A 17,167-nucleotide genomic window follows, 5' to 3' on the forward strand; every position below is an offset into this window, starting at 1 on the left:
CGGTGACCGACGGCCCTCAGCCGAGCGGCACCGGCTCGGGCAGCCCGACGGGCCAGGTGTGCACCGGCTCCCCCGCGTGCATCAGCTCGGCATAGCGCCGGGTCGTCGCGGCGAGGGCCGCCTCGCGGCCGAGTCCCTGTTCCAGGGCCCGGTGGAAGGTGGCCGCCTGCCAGGAGGCCCCGTTGACCCGGCGCCGGCACCGCTCCTCGATGACGCCCAGGTAGAGGTCCCGGTCGGCGGCTTCCAGGCCCCACGCGTCCAGCCCCGCCGAGGCCAGCGGCAGCAGCTCGTCGCGGACCAGGGTGACCGCGTCGACCTCGCCGGTGCCGCCGTAGCGTCCCCGCCGAGGCCAGACGAAGCGGGCGTCGATGCCGTACCGGCACGCCGCGTCGAAGTTGGCCTCGGCCACCGCGAAGGGCAGCCGGGTCCACATCGGCCGGGGCTCCTCGGCGAGGGCGCGCACCAGGCCGTAGTAGAAGGCCGCGTTGGCGATCACGTCGGTGACGGTCGGCCCGGCCGGCAGCACCCGGTTCTCCACGCGCAGGTGCGGCACGCCGTTCGCGATGTCGTAGACGGGCCGGTTCCAGCGGTAGATCGTGCCGTTGTGCAGGACGAGTTCGGCGAGCCGGGGTACGCCGCCGGCGTCCAGGACCTCCAGCGGCTCCTCGGCGTCGCAGATCGGCAGCAGGGGCGGGAAGAAGCGCAGGTTCTCCTCGAACAGGTCGTACGCGGAGGAGATCCAGCGTTCGCCGAACCAGATGCGCGGCCGCACCCCCTGGGCCTGGAGTTCCGGCGGGCGGGTGTCGGTGGCCTGCAGGAACAGCGGCACCCGGGACTCGCGCCACAGCTCGTGCCCGAACAGGAAGGGCGAGTTGGCGCCGACGGCGATCTGCGCGGCCGACGCCACCTGTGCCGCGTTCCACACGTCGGCGAAGCGGGCCGGGGTGACCTGGAGGTGCAGCTGCACGGAGGTGCACGCGGCCTCGGGGGCGATGGACTTGGAGGTGCGGGTCAGGTGCTCCACCCCCTCGATGTCGAGGACGAAGTCCTCGCCGCGGGCGGCCACGATCTGGTCGTTGAGCAGGGTGTAACGGTCCGCCTCGGAGAGGTTGGCGGAGACCACGTCGTCGGGCTCGAGCGTGGGCAGAATGCCGATCATCACGATTCCGGCGTCCACCTCGCCGGCCTTCCGGTCGGCATACGCCAGGGAGGTGCGCAGTTCCTCGGCGAGCCGGTCGAATACGCGGCCGCCCAGCCGGTGTGGGGCTATGTTCACTTCCAGGTTGAACCTGGCGAGTTCTGTTTGGAAATCGCGGCTCGCGATGCGCTCCAGCACCTGCCCGTTCAGCATTTTCGGCATGCCGTCGGGGCCGGCGAGATTCAATTCGATCTCCACACCCATGAGGTTCTTCGGGCGGTCGAACCGCTTCTCGACCAGCAGCCGCTCCAGTCCCGCCAGACACTTTTGGAGCTTTTCGCGGTAGCGCTGGCGATCGGACAGGTCGAACTGCCCCGCCACGACCTTCTCCCCCATCGAAGTGTCCCTCCTTGGATGGGCGGGCCGCAGATCCGGCCGCCGGGGTCCCGGGTCAGGTGGGATGATGCCCAGCCGAAGCGATCGATAACGTCCCATGCGGGCGCGACACCCGCTACTCTGTCGAATGTTCCCCGCGGCACATTCACGGGGCATGCCGCAGTACGCATCTTCGGGTTCCCAGCCCGCCTCGTGAAAAACGCCGACGGCATTCGGCCGACCGCGATGACGGTGTATTCCGAGGTCAGCCGCGCGATCGCAGACCGGAAATCGGGATAATTTACGCGAACCATCGGCTGAATGACCCCTTGTCGGGTCGACCTGAATCCGGTAGACGAAACATCGTCTGAACACGTGTCGTATAACCTTGCGAACAAGGCCTAAGGTTGGTGCCCGCGGTCCCGCTTCCCGACGTGTTCCTGCCGCCGAAGTGACGGGCGGCAGGCCTCAGCCGCACCCTCGTTCACCGATCCGGGCCCCCACCTCTCAGGCCACCCGTGAGCAGACAGCGCCGTCCGCCCCACCCTCCCTCGCGCCGCCGCGCCTGTCGAACGAGAGGCGACCCACCATGCCGCTGCATGTGCCCCTTGCACCCGCGCCCGCCCTGCGCTCCGTCCTCACGGCCCTCGGTTCACCCACCGCGGTCCGTGATTCCCGAACTCCCTCCCTGCGCGCAGCGCGGGGCCCCGTGACGCCCGAACTGCCTCTTCCGGTGCACGTGCTGGACCGGATCACCGCGCAGGGCCTGTCCGCGACCCGGCTGGCCGGGTGGCGCTTCCTGATACGTTGCGGCGACCGCGCCGTGGCCGCGGCCGACACCATGCTCACCCCGGACGGCTGGGCCTTCTCGCACTTCTTCGAGGGCCCCTACATCGTCTCCACCGAGCGAGCCCTGCAGCAGGCCGAGGCGCTGCCGCAGCCGTACCAGCCGCGTCTGCTCTCCGTGCCCGGCCTGTACATGCTCACCCTGTGGCTGCACGGCGAGGTCGCCGCCGAGCCCGCCGAGGGTCATCCGGCCGCCACCGACCTGCTGATACCTCTGGCCCCGGCGCCGCCCGGCATATCGGCCCACCGGCCCTGCCGGGTCTCCGAGTTGCTGCCGGTGCTGACCCATCGGGCGACTCCCGTCCCGCTGCTCGGCTCACCCGCCTGAACGACGCCCAGGTACCCCGCTGCCCGGAAGGGAAGCGGGGTACGACTGTTTTTTCCGGGATGTGAATACTTCTCCGGGACTGCGGCGCCCCACGGGAATGGAATGCGCTCGTACGAGCAATTAGCCGCTCCGACGAGCCGAAAAAGGCTCTCTCACGTCCGGACTAGTCCTATCCGGCCACCCCGAACCACCCAAAGGGACAGTGCAGTTGGAATGAACCGTCCGCGTGGGTGACGCGTCATGAACCTGTGAGAAGCGGTGCTGCGAAATCCCTGCGGAATGACGCCCAGAGGGCAACACTGGGTTCCGACCGACTATCACCACGGGGGACGAAGATGACCACGACCGAGCGAGAGATCCCACCCATGTGCCAGCACCAGCCACCGTGTCCGCAAGCCGAGTCCGCCGACCGGGAGTCCGCCCGCCTCGTGGCGCACCACCCGGAGCAGGGGTGGAGTCTGCTGTGCAACGGCGTCCTGCTCTTCGAGGACACCGGTGAGCTGCTGCCCGACGGCCGCGTCATCGCCCCGCACCGACCGCTCGGTGCGGAACAGGTGATGACCGCCGCCTGAGCAGCGCCCCGGGCGGTCCGCCGCACCGCCCGGTGACCCCAAGGGGCCGGCCGCACACCCACGGTGCGCACCGGCCCCGACGTGTGTCCGGGGGTGGCTACGGTGCGTAGCCGAGCGCTATCGCAGCGCCTCCCGCAGCGCGGTGTAGGCCGGCTTGGGGTTCAGGTGCTCGTCCCAGGGCAGGGCCGCGCCCTCGCCCGGGAAGAAGGCCGGGATCCAGGAGTACTTGTCGGTGTAGTCCCAGACCGTCACGCCCACGCAGCGGCGCACGGCCAGGCAGGCCGCGGTCAGGTCCCGGTACCAGTCCGCCTGCTCGGCGAGCTTCTGCTCGGTCGCGGGCAGTTGCATCCGTACGTCGACCTCGGTGAGGGCGGTGTCGAGGCCGAGGCGGGAGAAGCGGTGGAGGTTGTCCTGCAGGGTGGTGGGATAGCCGTACTGGAGGGCCAGGTGGGCCTGGAAGCCGATGCCGTCGAGCGGGGCGCCCTGCGCCTTCAGGTCCTCGGCCAGCCGGTAGTAGGCGTCGCTCTTCGGTCCGACGGCCTCGATGTTGTAGTCGTTGAGGTAGAGCCGGGCGTGCGGATCGGCCTGGTGGGCCCAGCGCAGTGCGTCGGCGATGTAGCCGGGGCCGAGGGTCTGGTACCAGAGGGTCTCGCGGTAGCTGCCGTCCTCGTTGAACGCCTCGTTGACGACGTCCCAGGAGTAGACCTTGCCCCGGTAGTGCCGTACCTCCGTGGTGATGTGCTTCTTCAGCACTGCCCGCAGTTCGGTGGCCGTCCACTGCTTCGAGGTGAGCCAGCCGGGCAGCTGGCTGTGCCAGACCAGGGTGTGGGCGCGGACCTTCTGGTGGTTCTTGCGGGCCAGGTTCACGATCTGGTCGCCGTTGGCCCAGTCGAAGACGCCCTGCTGCGGCTCGGTGGCGTACCACTTCATGCCGTTGCCGGGCGTGATCATGTCGAATTCGCTGCCGAGGATGCCGGTGTAGGCGCTGTCGGAGAGTTCGGGGTTGTCGGTGGCGCTGCCGAAGTACCGGCCGTGGCGCTGGGCCAGGTCGGCGAGGGTGGGCTGCCGCTCGTGGGCCTGGGCGGCGGGGCCGGTGGCGAGGCCGGCCGCCACCAGGACGGCTGCGAGGGCGCCGGTGAGTCTGAGACGCGTGCTGTTCTTGGGCATGGTGCGACTCCTGTCTCTCGAAGGGTGTGCTCGGCCGGTGTGCTCGGCCGGTGTGATCAGCCCTTGGTGGCGCCGGCGGTGAGGCCGCCCACGAGCTGGCGCTCGGCGACCGAGTAGAAGGCGAGGGCGGGGACCATGGCGAGGACGAGGTAGGCGAAGACGCGGGCGTAGTCGGAGGAGTACTGGCCCTGGAACTGCTGGACGCCGACGGGCAGGGTCCACCACTTGGGGTCGGTGAACACCAGCAGTGGCAGGAAGAAGTTGTTCCAGCTGGTGACGACGGCGAGGACGGAGACGGTGCCGAGCGCGGGCCGCGCCATGGGCAGCAGCACCCGCCAGAAGAACCCGAAGGAGCTGCAGCCGTCGAGGGTGGCCGCCTCCTCCAGCTCGCCGGGGATGTCCCGGAAGAAGCCGCGCAGGATGATGATCGTCATCGGCAGTCCGAAGGCGGCCTGCGGAAGGATCACGCCCAGCGGATTGTCCAGCAGGTCCAGCGAGCGCAGCAGCAGGAACAGCGGCAACGCGGCCACCGCGAAGGGGAACATCAGCCCCATCGTGAACACGGTGAACAGCACTTCCCGCCCGCGGAAGGCGAACCGGGCGAAGGAGAAGGCCGCGAGCGCGGACACGGCCACCACGAGCACGGTCGTGCCCACCGCGATCAGCGTGCTGTTGCCGACCAGCCGCCAGAAGTCGCCCGAGCCGAGGATGCCGGTGTAGTTCCCGGTCAGCCAGTGCTCGGGCAGCCCGAACGGATTGCCGGACAGCTCGTCGGTGGACTTGAAGCCGGAGAGGACGGCGTACACCAGAGGTACGGCCATCACCGCGCCGACGGCCACGAGGATCATGTGCAGCGGCAGGGTGCGCGCACTCTTGCGGGTCACGTGCCGTCTCCCCTCATCGTCGTGGTGGCCCCTTCGAGGTCGCGGCGGAGCACGAACCGCTGGTAGGTGAGGGCGAAGACGAGGCAGATGCCGAACATGACCACGCTGATCGCGCTGGCGTAGCCGACCTGGTAGCGCTTGAAGCCGAACTGGAACATGGTCACGGCCATCGTCTCGGAGTGGTGGTCGGGTCCGCCCTGCGTGACCACCCACACCAGGTCGAACAGCTGGATGGACCCGATGACGGACAGGAAGACGCTGATGCGCAGGGTGGGCGCGAGCAGCGGCAGGGTGACGTTGCGGAAGCGCTGCCAGGGACCCGCGCCGTCGATCAGCGCCGCCTCGGTCAACTCGGCCGGAACGGCCTGGAGTCCGGCCAGGTGGAGCATCATGTGGAAGCCGAAGTACTTCCAGGTCATGACCAGGAACAGGGTCGCCATGACGTAGGACGGATCGGCGAACCACTCACCGCCCAGCCCGTCCAGGCCGATGCTGCCGAGAACGTGGTCGGCGAGTCCGTCGTCCGGGGCGAAGACCATGCTGAACAGCACACCGGTGATGGCCTCGGACAGGACGTACGGCGCGAAGAACAGCATCCGGTACACGGCCCGCCCGCGCAGCCGCTGGTTGAGCGCCACGGCCATGGCGAGCGCGAACGGCAGCTGCAGGGCGAGGGACAGGACGACCAGGACCAGGCAACGCCACAGGTCGCCCAGGAAGACCGGGTCCTGGAAGAGCCGGGTGAAGTTGTCCGTGCCCGTGTAGTCGGAGGGCATGCCGAAGCCGCCCCAGCGGAAGAAGGCGGCGTACAGCGCGAACAGCATCGGCATCAGCACCAGCGTGAGGAACAGGACCAGTGCGGGGACCTGGAAGCCGACCGCGGTGAGCCAGTTCAGGGTGCGTCGCCGCGCCCGCCCCCGGGCCGAGGCAACGGCCGGGGAGGGCACGGCGGCATCGGGACCCGACCGCTTGTCCGGGAGGAAGGTGGAGGTCATCGCCGGCTACTGCTCTTCCTTCGCGGTCTTGGTGACCGACTGCGCGACCTGCTCGGGGGACTTGGAACCCGCGATGAGCGCGGCGACGCTGTCGTTGACCTCCTGGCCGACGGCGGGCGCGTACGCCTGGTCGAGGTAGAGCTGGAATCCGGTGGCGCCCTTCAACTGCGCCTGTACGGCCTTGGTGTTGGGGTCGGAGATGGCGCTCTCGGCGGCCGGGACCACCGGGAGGGTATTGGTCTTCTTGACCAGTTCGATGTCCGTGGCGGCCGAGGCGAAGAACTTCAGGAAGTCGACGGCCGCCTGCGGGGCGCCCTTTCTCAGCGCGTGCCCGCCGCCACCGCCGAACACCTCGGTGATGGCGCCCTTGCCGCCCTCGACCTCGGGGAACGGGAAGAAGCCGAGGTTCGTGCCGAGGCCCTTGCCCGCGTCGGCCTCCACGACCGGGGCCCACTGACCCATGAGTTCCATGGCCGCCTTGCCGTTGCCGACGGTGGCGGCCTGCCCGCTGGGCGTGGAGTAGGCAGCCCCGAGGAACCCCTTCTGGAACGGCTGGAGCTGGACCAGGTCCTTGAGGTGCTGCCCGGCCTCGACGAACCCGGCCCCGGTGAAGTCCTTGGCGTCGCCGGCCTTCTGCAGGGCGTCGACGCCGGCGGTGCGCATCGCGAGGTAGGCCCAGTAGTACATGCCGGGCCACTTCTCCTTGCCGGCGAGGGCGAGGGGGGTGATGCCCTTCGCCTTCAGCTTCCGTACGGCGTCGAGGAAGCCGCTCCAGGTGGTCGGGGGCGCGCTGATGCCGGCCTGCTCGAAGAGCGCCTTGTTGTACCAGAAGCCGATCATGCCGATGTCGAACGGGATGCCGTACAGCTTGTTGTCGAGGAGGTACGGCTGCTTGGCCACCGGCAGGAGTCCGTCGGCCCATGGCTTGGTGCGGTCGCCGAGTTCCTCGACCAGGCCCGCGTCGACCTGCTGCTTCAGGACGCCGCCGCCCCAGGTGTGGAAGATGTCCGGCAGCTTCCCGGAGGCGGTCAGTGCCGTCATCTTCGACTTGTAGGCGTCGTTCTCCAGCTGGACGATCTTCACCTTGACCTTGGGGTTCTTGGCCTCGAACTGCTTGGCGAGGCCGGCCCAGACGGTCTTGGTGGGCTCGGTGGTCGAGATGTTCCACCACTCGATCGTGGTCGTCCCCGAGGACGACCCTCCCTCCGAGTCGCCGCCGCAGCCGCTGAGTGCGGTCACACCGAGACCGGTGGCGACGGAGGCCGCCAGGAAGCCGCGGCGGGACAGTGCAGGGTCGCCCATCATGCGCTCCTTCGAAACTTTCGGAGTTACTTCGGAGAGGGTCCCGACAAGAGAAAGCGGGGCCCACCGCATGCCGCCGGATCGTTCACCGCATCCCGGTGGGCCGAAACATTCGCTCAGATTCCCGAACGTTCCGAACCGCGACTCTAGGAAGGCGCGTTGGGGGCGTCAAGATGTCGTGCAGCAGGTCGCGGACTCGTAGTCGAACCACTCGAAGGCCGCGCTCCCCTCGGTGACGTACATGCCGAGGACACGTCCGGTGAAGCCACCGGCCACCTCGGTGGAGAGATAGCGGCCGTCCAGTTCGGCCAGTCGAACGATTCCGTCGGAAGTTTCGATCGAGAAAGCGATGCTGTCGGGTCCGCTCAGCGGTGCAGGCTCCCGGGACGCGCGGACCTCGAGGGCCAGGGTGACCGGGCCCGCGGGCACCGGATGGGTGGCGATCCGCTGCCGCACCGGCCCGATCCGTACGACCACGGCGGCCTCGCCCCCGCCCACTTCGAGGTCGTAGTGATGTGCCTCGTCCAGCCGGACGGACAGCCCGGAGCGCGACGCCGGTCCGGGGTCGAGCAGCGCGGCGGCCCGGCAGTCGGGGTGCTGCTGGCGGCGGCCGACGAAGGTGTGCCCGGGCCGGTCGAGGCTGTCGCCGGTGGCCGTCAGGGTCAGCCGGCCCGGCCGTTCGGTCAGGGACCAGCAGCCGTCGGGCCGGCGGCGCGGGGAGATCCAGTGCGCTGCGAGGCTCGGGGCGGCGAAGTCGTCCCGGACGGGCGGCGGCCGGAGGGGCGCCCAGGCGGCCGGTGCCGGATGCCGTTCCCGTACCGGCCCCACCCGGGGCCAGCCGTCCACCCACTCCACCGGCACCAGGAAGGTCTCCCGGCCCAGGACGTGGAACTCCGGGAAGCAGCCGCGCGGCCGGGTGCCGAGCAGCACCATCCACCAGCTGCCGTCGGCCGCCTGGACCAGGTCGGCGTGGCCGGTGCACTGGACCGGCAGGCCGGTGCCGCGGTGGGACAGCAGCGGATTGCCGGGCGCCGGTTCCCAGGGGCCTCGCGGGGAGCGGGCGCGGGCGGCCGAGATACCGTGGCCGAGTGCGGTGCCGCCCTCGGCGAGCAGCAGGTACCACCAGTCGCCGATCCGGTACAGGTGCGGCGCCTCGGGGTCCCGCAGACCGGTGCCGGACCACATCGGCAGCGGCCCTTCGAGCACCTTCCCGGTCCGCGGATCGATGCGGGCCACGGTGACCCCGGCCATCGCGCACCAGCACTGCCCGTCCTCGTCCCAGGCGAGGTCGGGGTCGATGCCGGGCAGGTCGATCCACACGGGGTCCGACCAGGGCCCTTCGGGACGTTCGGCGGTGACGAGGAAGGTCCCGCCGGCGCCGACGCAGGTGGTGACGACGTGAAAGAGCCCGTCGTGGTGCCGGACGGTCGGCGCGTAGACGCCGCCGGAGGCCGGCACGTCGTCGGGCAGCGCCAACTGCCCGGGCCGGTCGAGGACGTTGCCGATCTGGCGCCAGTGCACCAGGTCCCGACTGTGGAACAGCGGAAGGCCGGGGAAGTACTCGAAGCTGGAGCACACCAGGTAGTAGTCGTCCCCCACGCGGCACACGCTCGGGTCGGGATGGAAGCCGGGGATGACGGGGTTGTCGTACGTCCGCATGTACGCCTCACAGGTAGTCGAAAGTTTCGAACCTGGCGGCGAATCTTACTGTCACGCTACGGTGGGGCTCAGGCGGACGGAGCAGCTGAAGGCCCGGGCGGGCCGGTCGGCGAGGGAGGGAAGACCGGCCCGCCCGGGAGTCCGGTGCGCGGGACAGTGACGCCGGACGAGGCGGCGTCAGAGGCCCACGTCGCGGCTGCGCAGGTCGGCGAGCGACTCGCGACGGACCAGCAGACGAGCCCGGCCGGCGTGAACGGCGACCACCGGCGGGCGGCCGACCAGGTTGTAGGCGGAGGCCATGGACAGCTGGTAGGCGCCTGCCGCGGGCACGGCGAGCAGGTCGCCGGGGCGCACGTCGGCGGGGAGTTCGGCCTCGGCGAGGACGTCACCGGCCTCGCAGTGCCGGCCGACGACGGTCACCGGGGTCAGGGGCGCCGTGGCGGGCCGCCCGATCAGACGGGGTGCGTAGCGGACGCCGTACAGGGCGGGCCGCGGGTTGTCGCTCATGCCGCCGTCGACCGCCACGAAGGCGCGGTCGCCGGTCCGTTTGACGGCGAGGACGTGGTAGACGGCGACGCCCGCCGGGCCGGCGATCGCCCGGCCGGGTTCGATGACGAGGCGGGGCACCGGCAGGTCGGCCGCCGCGCAGGACGCGGCGAGTTCGGCGCGGACCCTGCGGGCCAGGACGGCCGGGTCGAGGGCCGGGTCGCCGGGGCGGTGGGCGATGCCGTGCCCGCCGCCGAGGTCGAGCTCGGACAGGACGAGACCGTGCTGGTCACGCAGCCGCGCCAGCAGGCCGACCATGCGGCGCACGGCGGTGGCGTACGGCTTCACGCTGGTGATCTGCGAGCCCAAGTGGCAGTGCAGGCCCACGAGTCGGAGCTGCGGCCGGCCGAGGATGCGGGCGATGGCGTCCTGGGCGTGGCCGTCGGAGAGGGAGAGGCCGAACTGCTGGTCCTCGGTGCCGGTGCGGATCTTCTCGTGCCCGCCCGCCGCGATCCCGGGCACCACGCGGACCAGCACCTGCTGCCGGCCGTCGGGTCCGAGGGCGGCGGCCAGCCGGGCGATCTCCGCGGGGCTGTCGATCACGATGCGGCCCACGCCCAGGCGCAGCGCCAGCTCCAGATCACGTGGCGACTTGGCGTTGCCGTGCAGGACGATCCGCTCGGGCGGGAAGCCGGCGGTGACCGCCAGCTCCAGCTCACCGGCCGAGCAGACGTCCAGGCCCAGGCCCTCCTCGTCCGTCCAGCGGACCATGGCCCGGCACAGGAACGCCTTGGCCGCATAGAGGACTTCGGCCCCGGGAAAGGCCTGCCGGTAGGTACGGCAGCGCTCGCGCACCTCGCCCTCGTCGAGCACGTAGACGGGGGTGCCGAACCGGTCCGCGATCTCGGCGAGCGGGACTCCGCCCACGGCCAGGTCGCCGGGGCGGGACTCGGTGGCCGAGGCGGGCCAGACGGACAGACCGGTGAGTGCGGTGGGTACGGCTGCTTCGTGCAGGGTGGCCATCGGGTGCTCCCCTCGGTGATCCGGCAGGCCGGGAGCGGGATCGTCCGGGCGACGGGGGCGGGGGCCGGGGCCGAGAAGGTGGGGTCCACGGTGAGGGAGGTGACGCCGAGCGGTGCGGTCAGCGCGCGCAGCGCGGGCTCGGCGAGGCGGATCCACGGCTGGTCGGGGCCCAGGGTGTGGCCGAGGAGGCGGGCGGAGGTGAAGGCGACGGCCGAGCGGCCGCCGAGGGGGCTGCGGAACAGGCGGGCCGTGCACCCGGCGGGTCCCGGCCGGACGGGGACGAACAGGGGTCCGGCCGGGGTGCGTTCGGAAGGCTCCGGGTCGTCGCCGCAGACGAGTTCGAGCATGGGTTGCCTCCTGGGAGGAGCGTGGTGGCCTTGAGCGCCCCGGACGCGGGGAGGCGGACCGGGGCTGCCTCGACGCTATGCCCGGCCGGGCCGCTGACCCGATCCCTCATGACGCGATGCTGACGGCGAACGGGCCGACACTGACGGGTTGCTGACGGGCGCGGACACCGGAGGGGCCGGAGCCGTCAGCAACCCGCCAGAAATTGCTCCCGTCGGCTGGTCGAATCGCCTGTACGGGAGTGGGATGGAAGAGAAGCCTGTACGCGGGCACACCCGCGGGGCTCGCCCGCGGGCATGCGTGAGGAACGGTGGAGTCATGTCCGGTTACGACACCTCGGCGGCCGCCCGTGTGGTGGTCGGGGTGAGCGGTTCCCTGGGCAGCGTCACGGCCCTGCGCCGGGCCGCGGCGCTGGCCCGAAGACTGGGTGCGGAGCTTTGGCCGGTGCTGGCCTGGGAGCCACCCGGCGGCGATCCCGCCGCGCGCCGCTCCCCCGCCGCCGGTCTGCTGGTCGAGGAGTGGCAGCGGCTGGCCAAGCAGCGGCTGGCCTCCGTGCTCGAGGAGATCTTCGGGGACGACGGGCCGGGGGTGCCGATGCACGCCGTGATCGTCCGCGGCACTCCGGGCAGGGCACTGGTGGCGACCGCCGACCGCGACAACGACCTGCTGGTCGTGGGCGCCGGCCGGCGCGGCCTGCAGCGCGCCTTCTCGGGCCGCGTCTCCCGGCACTGCCTCTCACACGCCGACTGCCCGGTCCTCGCGGTACCGCCGTCACCGCTGGAGTCCGACCTGGTCTCCGTCCACCGCCGCAACGCCTGGCATCTGCGCATGGACATCCGGGGCCTGTGAGGGCGCTGCGCACGCGTCAAGGAGCGCGTCAGGACACACCGCCGTGCCGTCAGGGTCCCGTCAACATCCGGCACGGCCCTGTCCCACCAGGCTCTCCTCTCCCTACCGTCGAAGTCATGGAGCACCACGACGACACCCGATCCGAGGTGACGGCCCCGCACCCGCACAGCACCGGTGCCGTGGTGTACGACCGCCAGTGGACCTCGGACCTGTACAGCTCGGCCCGCTGCGCGGCCGTGCTGCTGGGCATGCTGCTGCTCGTCGACCTGGCGGCAGGCACCCTCACGTGGTGGCGCTCGGCCCTGTGGGTGTCGCTGGCCCTGCTCCTCTTCCTCGTCCTCTTCCCCGCCCGCGTCTCGGCCGGGGAGGACTGGCTGGCCTCCCGCCGCCTGCTGCGCACCCGCCGGGTCCGCACCGACCGGCTGGTCGCGGTACGCCCGCTGGACGGCGTCGCCAAGCGCCTGGTCCTGCGCGACGCCCTCGGCGCCCGCATCGAGATCGACCCCGACGTGCTCCTGCGCAATCCCGACCTCTGGCTCCGCCTGACCGAGGCGGCCCACGCCTCGGAGGCCTCCGGCACCCTCCGCTCCGGCTCGACGGCCCTGCACGAGCTGACGGAGCGCATCGACCGGGAGGCGGCACTGATGGTGTTCAGGGCGTCGGGTTTGGAGTAGCGGACGCGCCGTTGGGTGTCAGCCCACCTCAGGCATGTCCGCTCGCTGCGGCTGCGCTTCCGCTGTCCGCGGGGCAGCATGGAGGTGTCGTACGAGATGACGCTGGGTGTCCGACCCGGAGTTCGCGGCCGCTCTCCCCTATACAGTCCAACGCGTGCCGTCGGCCTGCGGGCCACCGCTTCTTGACGTGTCACCTCCTCCCGTCGGGTCTTTCTTAACGCAAGATTGACGCCTCCAGGCCCCGGATCCGTGGGCCCAGGCGTCACTCTCTGCATACGCTGGTGCCGCCGTCCGTGTGATGGCCGGAAACAGCTGAGCCGCACACCAGGAGCACGCCGATGGCCACGACCGAGCACCCTCCTCCCAGTCGCTTGCGCACCTGGATGTTGGAGGGGCTGTCCGACATGGGCAAGGGGCACGCCCGCCCCGAAGCCCAGCCGGAGCCCGCGCACAAGGGCCAGCGCTGGTGGCGAGTGATGTGCCTGACCGGTGTCGACTACTTCTCCACCCTCGGCTACCAGCCGGGCATCGCGGCCCTCGCGGCCGGTCTGCTCTCGCCCATCGCGACCATCGTGCTCGTCATAGTCACCCTGGCGGGCGCCCTCCCGGTGTACCGCCGGGTGTCCGAGGAGAGCCCGCACGGCGAGGGTTCCATCGCGATGCTGGAGCGCCTGCTCTCGTTCTGGCAGGGCAAGCTCTTCGTTCTGACGCTGCTGGGCTTCGCGGCCACCGACTTCCTCATCACGATCACCCTGTCGGCCGCCGACGCCTCCACCCACCTCGTGGAGAACCCGCACCTCACCAGCGTGCTCCACAGCTACCAGATGCTGATCACCCTGTTCCTGGTGGCCCTGCTCGGCGCGGTGTTCCTGAAGGGCTTCCTGGAGGCCATCGGCGTCGCCGTCGCCCTGGTCGGCATCTATCTCGCGCTCAACGTCGTCGTCGTGATCGTCGGCCTGTACCACGTCGTCACCGCCGGCCACGTGATCACCGACTGGACCAGCGCCCTGACCGCGGAGCACGGCAACATCTTCGTCATGATCGGCGTGTCCCTGATCGTCTTCCCGAAGCTCGCCCTGGGCCTGTCCGGCTTCGAGACCGGTGTCGCCGTCATGCCGCACGTCCAGGGCGACGAGGACGACACCGAGGAGCGTCCGGTCGGCCGGATCCGGGACACCAAGAAGCTGCTGACCACCGCCGCGCTGATCATGAGCGCGTTCCTGATCGCCACCAGCTTCATCACCACGCTGCTCATCCCGGCCAACGAGTTCAAGCCCGGCGGCCAGGCCAATGGCCGTGCGCTCGCCTACCTCGCGCACGAGTACCTGGGCGGGGCCTTCGGCACGGTCTACGACATCTCGACCATCGCCATCCTGTGGTTCGCCGGCGCCTCCGCCATGGCCGGTCTGCTCAACCTGATGCCGCGCTACCTGCCCCGCTACGGCATGGCCCCGCACTGGGCACGAGCCGTCCGCCCGATGGTCATCGTCTTCACTCTGATCGCCTTCCTGGTGACCTGGATCTTCGACGCCAACGTCGACGCACAGGGCGGCGCCTACGCCACCGGTGTGCTGGTGCTGATCAGCTCCGCGGCGATCGCGGTGACCATCGCCGCGCACAAGGCCGGCCAGCGCGGCTGGAGCGTCACGTTCGCGATCATCTCGGTGGTGTTCCTGTACACGACCGTCGTGAACGTCATCGAGCGCCCCGACGGTGTGAAGATCGGTGCCTGCTTCATCGTCGGCATCATCCTGGTCTCGCTGCTGTCCCGGCTGGCCCGCGCCTTCGAGCTGCGCGTGACGCACGTGTCCATGGACCCGATGGCGGAACGATTCGTCCGGGACATGGCCAGCCGCAAGATCCGGTTCATCGCCAACGAGCCCGGCCGGCGCGACAAGGCCGAGTACCGCGACAAGATCGAGCAGATCCGGGCCGACAACGAGATGCCCGAGCAGGAGGACTTCGTCTTCGTGGAGGTCACGGTCACCGACCCCTCCGAGTTCGAGGCGGGCCTGAGCGTGCGTGGCGAGGTCCTGCACAACCGCTACCGCATCCTGACCCTGGAGTCCGCCTCCATCCCCAACGCCCTCGCCGCGATGCTTCTCCACGTCCGGGACATGACGGGATGCACCCCGCACATCTACTTCGAGTGGACCGAGGGCAACCCGTTCGCCAACTTCCTGCGCTTCTTCCTCTTCGGGCAGGGCGAGGTCGCCCCGGTCACCCGTGAGGTGCTGCGCGAGGCGGAACCGGACCGCGCCCGGCGCCCGCGCGTCCACACCGGCTGAGGCACCCTCGCGGTCACGTCAGGTCCCTCAGGTGAGGGAGACGACAGTCGTACCGGGCCGGGAAGACGGCACGCGCCTCAGGCCGTCGCCGTCTTCCTGCCGAACAGCCGCCGCGGCGGCCGCGCCTCCAGCCGGCCCATGCTCAGCCGCCCGTGTATCTCCACGCGCAGCACGACCGGTGTCCCGGGCTGCCCGGCCGGCCGCACCTTGGCCGTGCCGTAGTCGATCACCAGGGAGTCGGTGTCCACGACCACGCCGGGCCGGGTGATCAGCCTGAGGGTGCCGCCGCGCAGGTCCAGGTCGATACGGAGGGTGTCGTGAGTGATCTCCGCCCGGGTGAAGTCGACGGTCACGTCGCCCCACTCCGAGTCGATCTCCATCCGGCGCGGCACCGACCATCCGTCACCGCGCGTGGCCGACGAGAACTGCTGCTCGATGCGGACGACGTCCTTGACCGGCGCCGCCCCGGACGCGTCCGGCAGGTCGCCCGTCAGCTCCGCCAGCTCCCCGAGCGTGCGCGCAGACAGGGCCGCCCCCACCCGCTCGTCGTGTTCCTCGGCGGTGAGTCTGCCGTCCCCCGCGGCAGCCGTCAGAACGTCCACCACGCGGTCCCGGTCCGCGTGCGAGGCCCGCAATCCGGACGGCACATCCGTGGGCACCAGCTCGGCCGACATACCCTCACCTCGATTCAGACGCCCCTGCTGGGGATCCACTGTCACGTACTAACGCTATATCGCGTTATACCCAACGGCCAACCCCACGCCCACGGTTCCCACGTCATGGCCCTATCGTGACCGGCATGCAGTCCTACACGATCGGCCAGGCCGCACGGCTGCTCGGCGTGAGCCCCGACACCGCCCGCCGCTGGGCCGACGCCGGCCGGGTGGCCACCCATCGCGACGAGGCCGGGCGCCGGCTCATCGACGGCAAGGATCTCGCCGCGTTCTCGGTCGAGCTGGCCAAGGCGGGCAGCGGTGAGGAGGACGCCTCCTACACCTCGGTCCGCAACGCCTTCCCGGGCATCGTCACCGCCATCAAGCTCGGCGACGTCGCCGCCCAGGTGGAGATCCAGGCGGGCCCGCACCGCCTGGTCTCCCTGCTGACCCGGGAAGCCGTGGAGGAACTGGGCCTGGAGGTCGGCATGGAGGCCACCGCGCGCGTGAAGTCCACGAACGTGCACATCGACCGCGTCTGAGAACGCCTCCGAGGGCACCTCCAGGGCCGCCTCCGGAACGCCCCCCGCGTCGACGAGGAGGGAGGCGCGTCCGGCACCGTGATCCCGGCCGACGTGAGGGCGTGGCGCGCCTGCGCCTGCGCCCCGCACAGCCCGGCCCCTCGGGTACGGCCGGACGAGCGGGGAAGGGTGGCCACCGCCGGCTCCGCCGCTACCGGCTCCCCCCGTGCGCCGATGCCCCGCGCACCGAGGTTCACTTCGCGGTGACAGCCGACGCCATCGGGCCGCTGGACGCCAGGTCGATGAGCGAGAGCCCGTTCACCCGGTCGCCCCCGCCCTGGCCGGCTCCGTACGGGACGCGACCGGCGAGCGGTTCACGGAGCTGCCGCCGACGTGCGACCGGGTGTGGCGGGCACCGGGCCGTCGAAGTCGTAGCCCCCGTCCACCCGGATCGCCGTGATCCCGCTGATGTGCCGGGCCCCGCAGCGGTCCTGCGGCAGCACCAGCTGGGGGCCGGCCGCGTCCAGCGGGCTGCCGTCGTTGGTGACGGCGAGCAGCACGGGGGCGTGGGCGAAGTCGGGGTCGATCTCGGCCCAGGACAGCAGGGCGTGGTGGCCGTCGGTGCCGGTGACGGCGATGAGGAAGCGCAGCCGGTCCTTGCGCCGGGCCGGGTCGAAGCCGGGTCCGGCGTCGGCGAGCACGTCGTACAGGCGCGGACCGGCGAACCGGTGGCGCCGGATGCCGCTGGTGGCGCACTCGAAGCTGACGTCCGCCACGTGCTGCCGCCAGCCGAGCAGGTCCGGCAGGGTCAGCCGGGCCGGTCGTACGAGATCGCCGGTCAGGGCGAGTTCCGCGAGCTTCACCGCGACCACCTCCCGCAGGACGGTACCCCCGCCCGAGCACCATACAAACGCACATGCCAGCCCCAAGACACAACTTCGCAGCTCATGCGATGCGACAGGAGACTTACACCTGGCAGATGCGGCAGTATCATCGCCGCACGGCCGATCGACCGGCCGTGCCAGGGCGCGACCGTTGTTCCACAGACCCGAGGAGTAGATC

At 70.9% G+C, this 17,167-nt stretch carries 15 protein-coding genes and 2 pseudogenes; 7 read left to right on the forward strand and 10 right to left on the reverse strand.

The window, feature by feature from the left end; all coding sequences use genetic code 11:
* Positions 1-16: 16 nt before the first annotated feature.
* Complete coding sequence (locus ACIF83_RS31670) at positions 17-1,534, reverse strand: glutamate--cysteine ligase (protein WP_393482591.1); 1,518 nt, start codon at positions 1,532-1,534, stop codon at positions 17-19.
* A 568-nt stretch (positions 1,535-2,102) separates the two neighbouring features.
* On the opposite strand from ACIF83_RS31670, the gene ACIF83_RS31675 reads away from it, so the two are divergent.
* A complete protein-coding gene (locus ACIF83_RS31675) occupies positions 2,103-2,687 on the forward strand; it encodes a hypothetical protein (protein ID WP_399732057.1) in 585 nt (194 codons plus the stop codon).
* A 365-nt stretch (positions 2,688-3,052) separates the two neighbouring features.
* Positions 3,053-3,259: a DUF5999 family protein gene (locus ACIF83_RS31680; RefSeq protein ID WP_393482669.1), complete on the forward strand. Its 207-nt coding sequence runs from the start codon at positions 3,053-3,055 to the stop codon at positions 3,257-3,259.
* 117 nt (positions 3,260-3,376) lie between these two features.
* Here ACIF83_RS31680 and ACIF83_RS31685 read toward each other — a convergent pair whose 3' ends face one another.
* The 7 genes and pseudogenes from ACIF83_RS31685 to ACIF83_RS31715 all read right to left on the reverse strand — a co-directional run.
* Entirely contained in the window at positions 3,377-4,426 is a 1,050-nt protein-coding gene (locus tag ACIF83_RS31685; protein WP_393482597.1) for an endo-1,4-beta-xylanase, read from the reverse strand.
* 56 nt (positions 4,427-4,482) lie between these two features.
* The gene (locus ACIF83_RS31690; protein ID WP_399732108.1) at positions 4,483-5,274 is read right to left on the reverse strand and encodes a carbohydrate ABC transporter permease; all 792 of its coding nucleotides are present in this window, start codon (positions 5,272-5,274) and stop codon (positions 4,483-4,485) included.
* 32 nt (positions 5,275-5,306) lie between these two features.
* Positions 5,307-6,305 carry a carbohydrate ABC transporter permease gene (locus ACIF83_RS31695; RefSeq protein WP_399732060.1) on the reverse strand — a complete coding sequence of 333 codons (999 nt, stop codon included), beginning with the start codon at positions 6,303-6,305 and terminating at the stop codon, positions 5,307-5,309.
* A 6-nt stretch (positions 6,306-6,311) separates the two neighbouring features.
* Positions 6,312-7,607 (reverse strand): extracellular solute-binding protein, encoded by a 1,296-nt coding sequence (locus tag ACIF83_RS31700; protein ID WP_399732111.1) that lies wholly within the window; start codon positions 7,605-7,607, stop codon positions 6,312-6,314.
* A gap of 168 nt (positions 7,608-7,775) precedes the next feature.
* Positions 7,776-9,266: a glycoside hydrolase family 43 protein gene (locus ACIF83_RS31705; protein WP_399732063.1), complete on the reverse strand. Its 1,491-nt coding sequence runs from the start codon at positions 9,264-9,266 to the stop codon at positions 7,776-7,778.
* 177 nt (positions 9,267-9,443) lie between these two features.
* A complete protein-coding gene (gene lysA / locus ACIF83_RS31710) occupies positions 9,444-10,775 on the reverse strand; it encodes a diaminopimelate decarboxylase (protein ID WP_399732066.1) in 1,332 nt (443 codons plus the stop codon).
* A 137-nt stretch (positions 10,776-10,912) separates the two neighbouring features.
* Positions 10,913-11,122, reverse strand: a pseudogene (locus ACIF83_RS31715) (SAV_915 family protein); the annotation flags it as partial.
* Positions 11,123-11,438: 316 nt separating this feature from the next.
* Here ACIF83_RS31715 and ACIF83_RS31720 point away from each other — a divergent pair.
* The 3 genes from ACIF83_RS31720 to ACIF83_RS31730 all read left to right on the forward strand — a co-directional run bounded on the left by ACIF83_RS31720 (position 11,439) and on the right by ACIF83_RS31730 (position 14,931).
* Complete coding sequence (locus ACIF83_RS31720; RefSeq protein ID WP_399732069.1) at positions 11,439-11,969, forward strand: universal stress protein; 531 nt, start codon at positions 11,439-11,441, stop codon at positions 11,967-11,969.
* A 116-nt stretch (positions 11,970-12,085) separates the two neighbouring features.
* Positions 12,086-12,643, forward strand: coding sequence for a hypothetical protein (locus ACIF83_RS31725; protein WP_393482615.1), 558 nt, complete (start codon positions 12,086-12,088; stop codon positions 12,641-12,643).
* Positions 12,644-12,981: 338 nt separating this feature from the next.
* Positions 12,982-14,931: an amino acid transporter gene (locus ACIF83_RS31730; protein ID WP_393482618.1), complete on the forward strand. Its 1,950-nt coding sequence runs from the start codon at positions 12,982-12,984 to the stop codon at positions 14,929-14,931.
* Positions 14,932-15,008: 77 nt separating this feature from the next.
* Here the strand turns inward: ACIF83_RS31730 and ACIF83_RS31735 are convergent, their stop codons facing one another.
* Positions 15,009-15,605 (reverse strand): DUF1707 domain-containing protein, encoded by a 597-nt coding sequence (locus tag ACIF83_RS31735; protein WP_393482621.1) that lies wholly within the window; start codon positions 15,603-15,605, stop codon positions 15,009-15,011.
* Positions 15,606-15,730: 125 nt separating this feature from the next.
* On the opposite strand from ACIF83_RS31735, the gene ACIF83_RS31740 reads away from it, so the two are divergent.
* Positions 15,731-16,126 (forward strand): molybdopterin-binding protein, encoded by a 396-nt coding sequence (locus ACIF83_RS31740; RefSeq protein ID WP_145886473.1) that lies wholly within the window; start codon positions 15,731-15,733, stop codon positions 16,124-16,126.
* Positions 16,127-16,270: 144 nt separating this feature from the next.
* Positions 16,271-16,565 (forward strand): annotated as a pseudogene (locus ACIF83_RS31745) (aldehyde oxidase); the annotation flags it as partial.
* On the opposite strand, the gene ACIF83_RS31750 reads toward ACIF83_RS31745, so the two are convergent.
* The gene (locus tag ACIF83_RS31750) at positions 16,480-16,977 is read right to left on the reverse strand and encodes a molybdopterin-dependent oxidoreductase (protein ID WP_399732074.1); all 498 of its coding nucleotides are present in this window, start codon (positions 16,975-16,977) and stop codon (positions 16,480-16,482) included. The pseudogene ACIF83_RS31745 and the gene ACIF83_RS31750 overlap by 86 nt on opposite strands.
* Positions 16,978-17,167: the final 190 nt, after the last annotated feature.

The sequence above is a fragment of the Streptomyces sp. NPDC085866 genome, assembly GCF_044541035.1.
In the GTDB taxonomy this organism is placed as follows: Bacteria; Actinomycetota; Actinomycetes; order Streptomycetales; family Streptomycetaceae; genus Streptomyces.

What these genes read in the sequence shown, in the direction of transcription:
- ACIF83_RS31700 (WP_399732111.1), bottom strand. Translation starts at nt 7,607, where the DNA reads ATGGGCGACCCTGCACTGTCCCGCCGCGGCTTCCTGGCGGCCTCCGTC.
- ACIF83_RS31730 (WP_393482618.1), top strand. Translation starts at nt 12,982, where the DNA reads ATGGCCACGACCGAGCACCCTCCTCCCAGTCGCTTGCGCACCTGGATG.
- lysA (WP_399732066.1), bottom strand. Translation starts at nt 10,775, where the DNA reads ATGGCCACCCTGCACGAAGCAGCCGTACCCACCGCACTCACCGGTCTG.
- ACIF83_RS31720 (WP_399732069.1), top strand. Translation starts at nt 11,439, where the DNA reads ATGTCCGGTTACGACACCTCGGCGGCCGCCCGTGTGGTGGTCGGGGTG.
- ACIF83_RS31690 (WP_399732108.1), bottom strand. Translation starts at nt 5,274, where the DNA reads ATGATCCTCGTGGCCGTCGGCGCGGTGATGGCCGTACCTCTGGTGTAC.
- ACIF83_RS31735 (WP_393482621.1), bottom strand. Translation starts at nt 15,605, where the DNA reads ATGTCGGCCGAGCTGGTGCCCACGGATGTGCCGTCCGGATTGCGGGCC.
- ACIF83_RS31670 (WP_393482591.1), bottom strand. Translation starts at nt 1,534, where the DNA reads ATGGGGGAGAAGGTCGTGGCGGGGCAGTTCGACCTGTCCGATCGCCAG.
- ACIF83_RS31675 (WP_399732057.1), top strand. Translation starts at nt 2,103, where the DNA reads ATGCCGCTGCATGTGCCCCTTGCACCCGCGCCCGCCCTGCGCTCCGTC.
- ACIF83_RS31680 (WP_393482669.1), top strand. Translation starts at nt 3,053, where the DNA reads ATGTGCCAGCACCAGCCACCGTGTCCGCAAGCCGAGTCCGCCGACCGG.
- ACIF83_RS31725 (WP_393482615.1), top strand. Translation starts at nt 12,086, where the DNA reads ATGGAGCACCACGACGACACCCGATCCGAGGTGACGGCCCCGCACCCG.
- ACIF83_RS31695 (WP_399732060.1), bottom strand. Translation starts at nt 6,305, where the DNA reads ATGACCTCCACCTTCCTCCCGGACAAGCGGTCGGGTCCCGATGCCGCC.
- ACIF83_RS31705 (WP_399732063.1), bottom strand. Translation starts at nt 9,266, where the DNA reads ATGCGGACGTACGACAACCCCGTCATCCCCGGCTTCCATCCCGACCCG.
- ACIF83_RS31685 (WP_393482597.1), bottom strand. Translation starts at nt 4,426, where the DNA reads ATGCCCAAGAACAGCACGCGTCTCAGACTCACCGGCGCCCTCGCAGCC.
- ACIF83_RS31740 (WP_145886473.1), top strand. Translation starts at nt 15,731, where the DNA reads ATGCAGTCCTACACGATCGGCCAGGCCGCACGGCTGCTCGGCGTGAGC.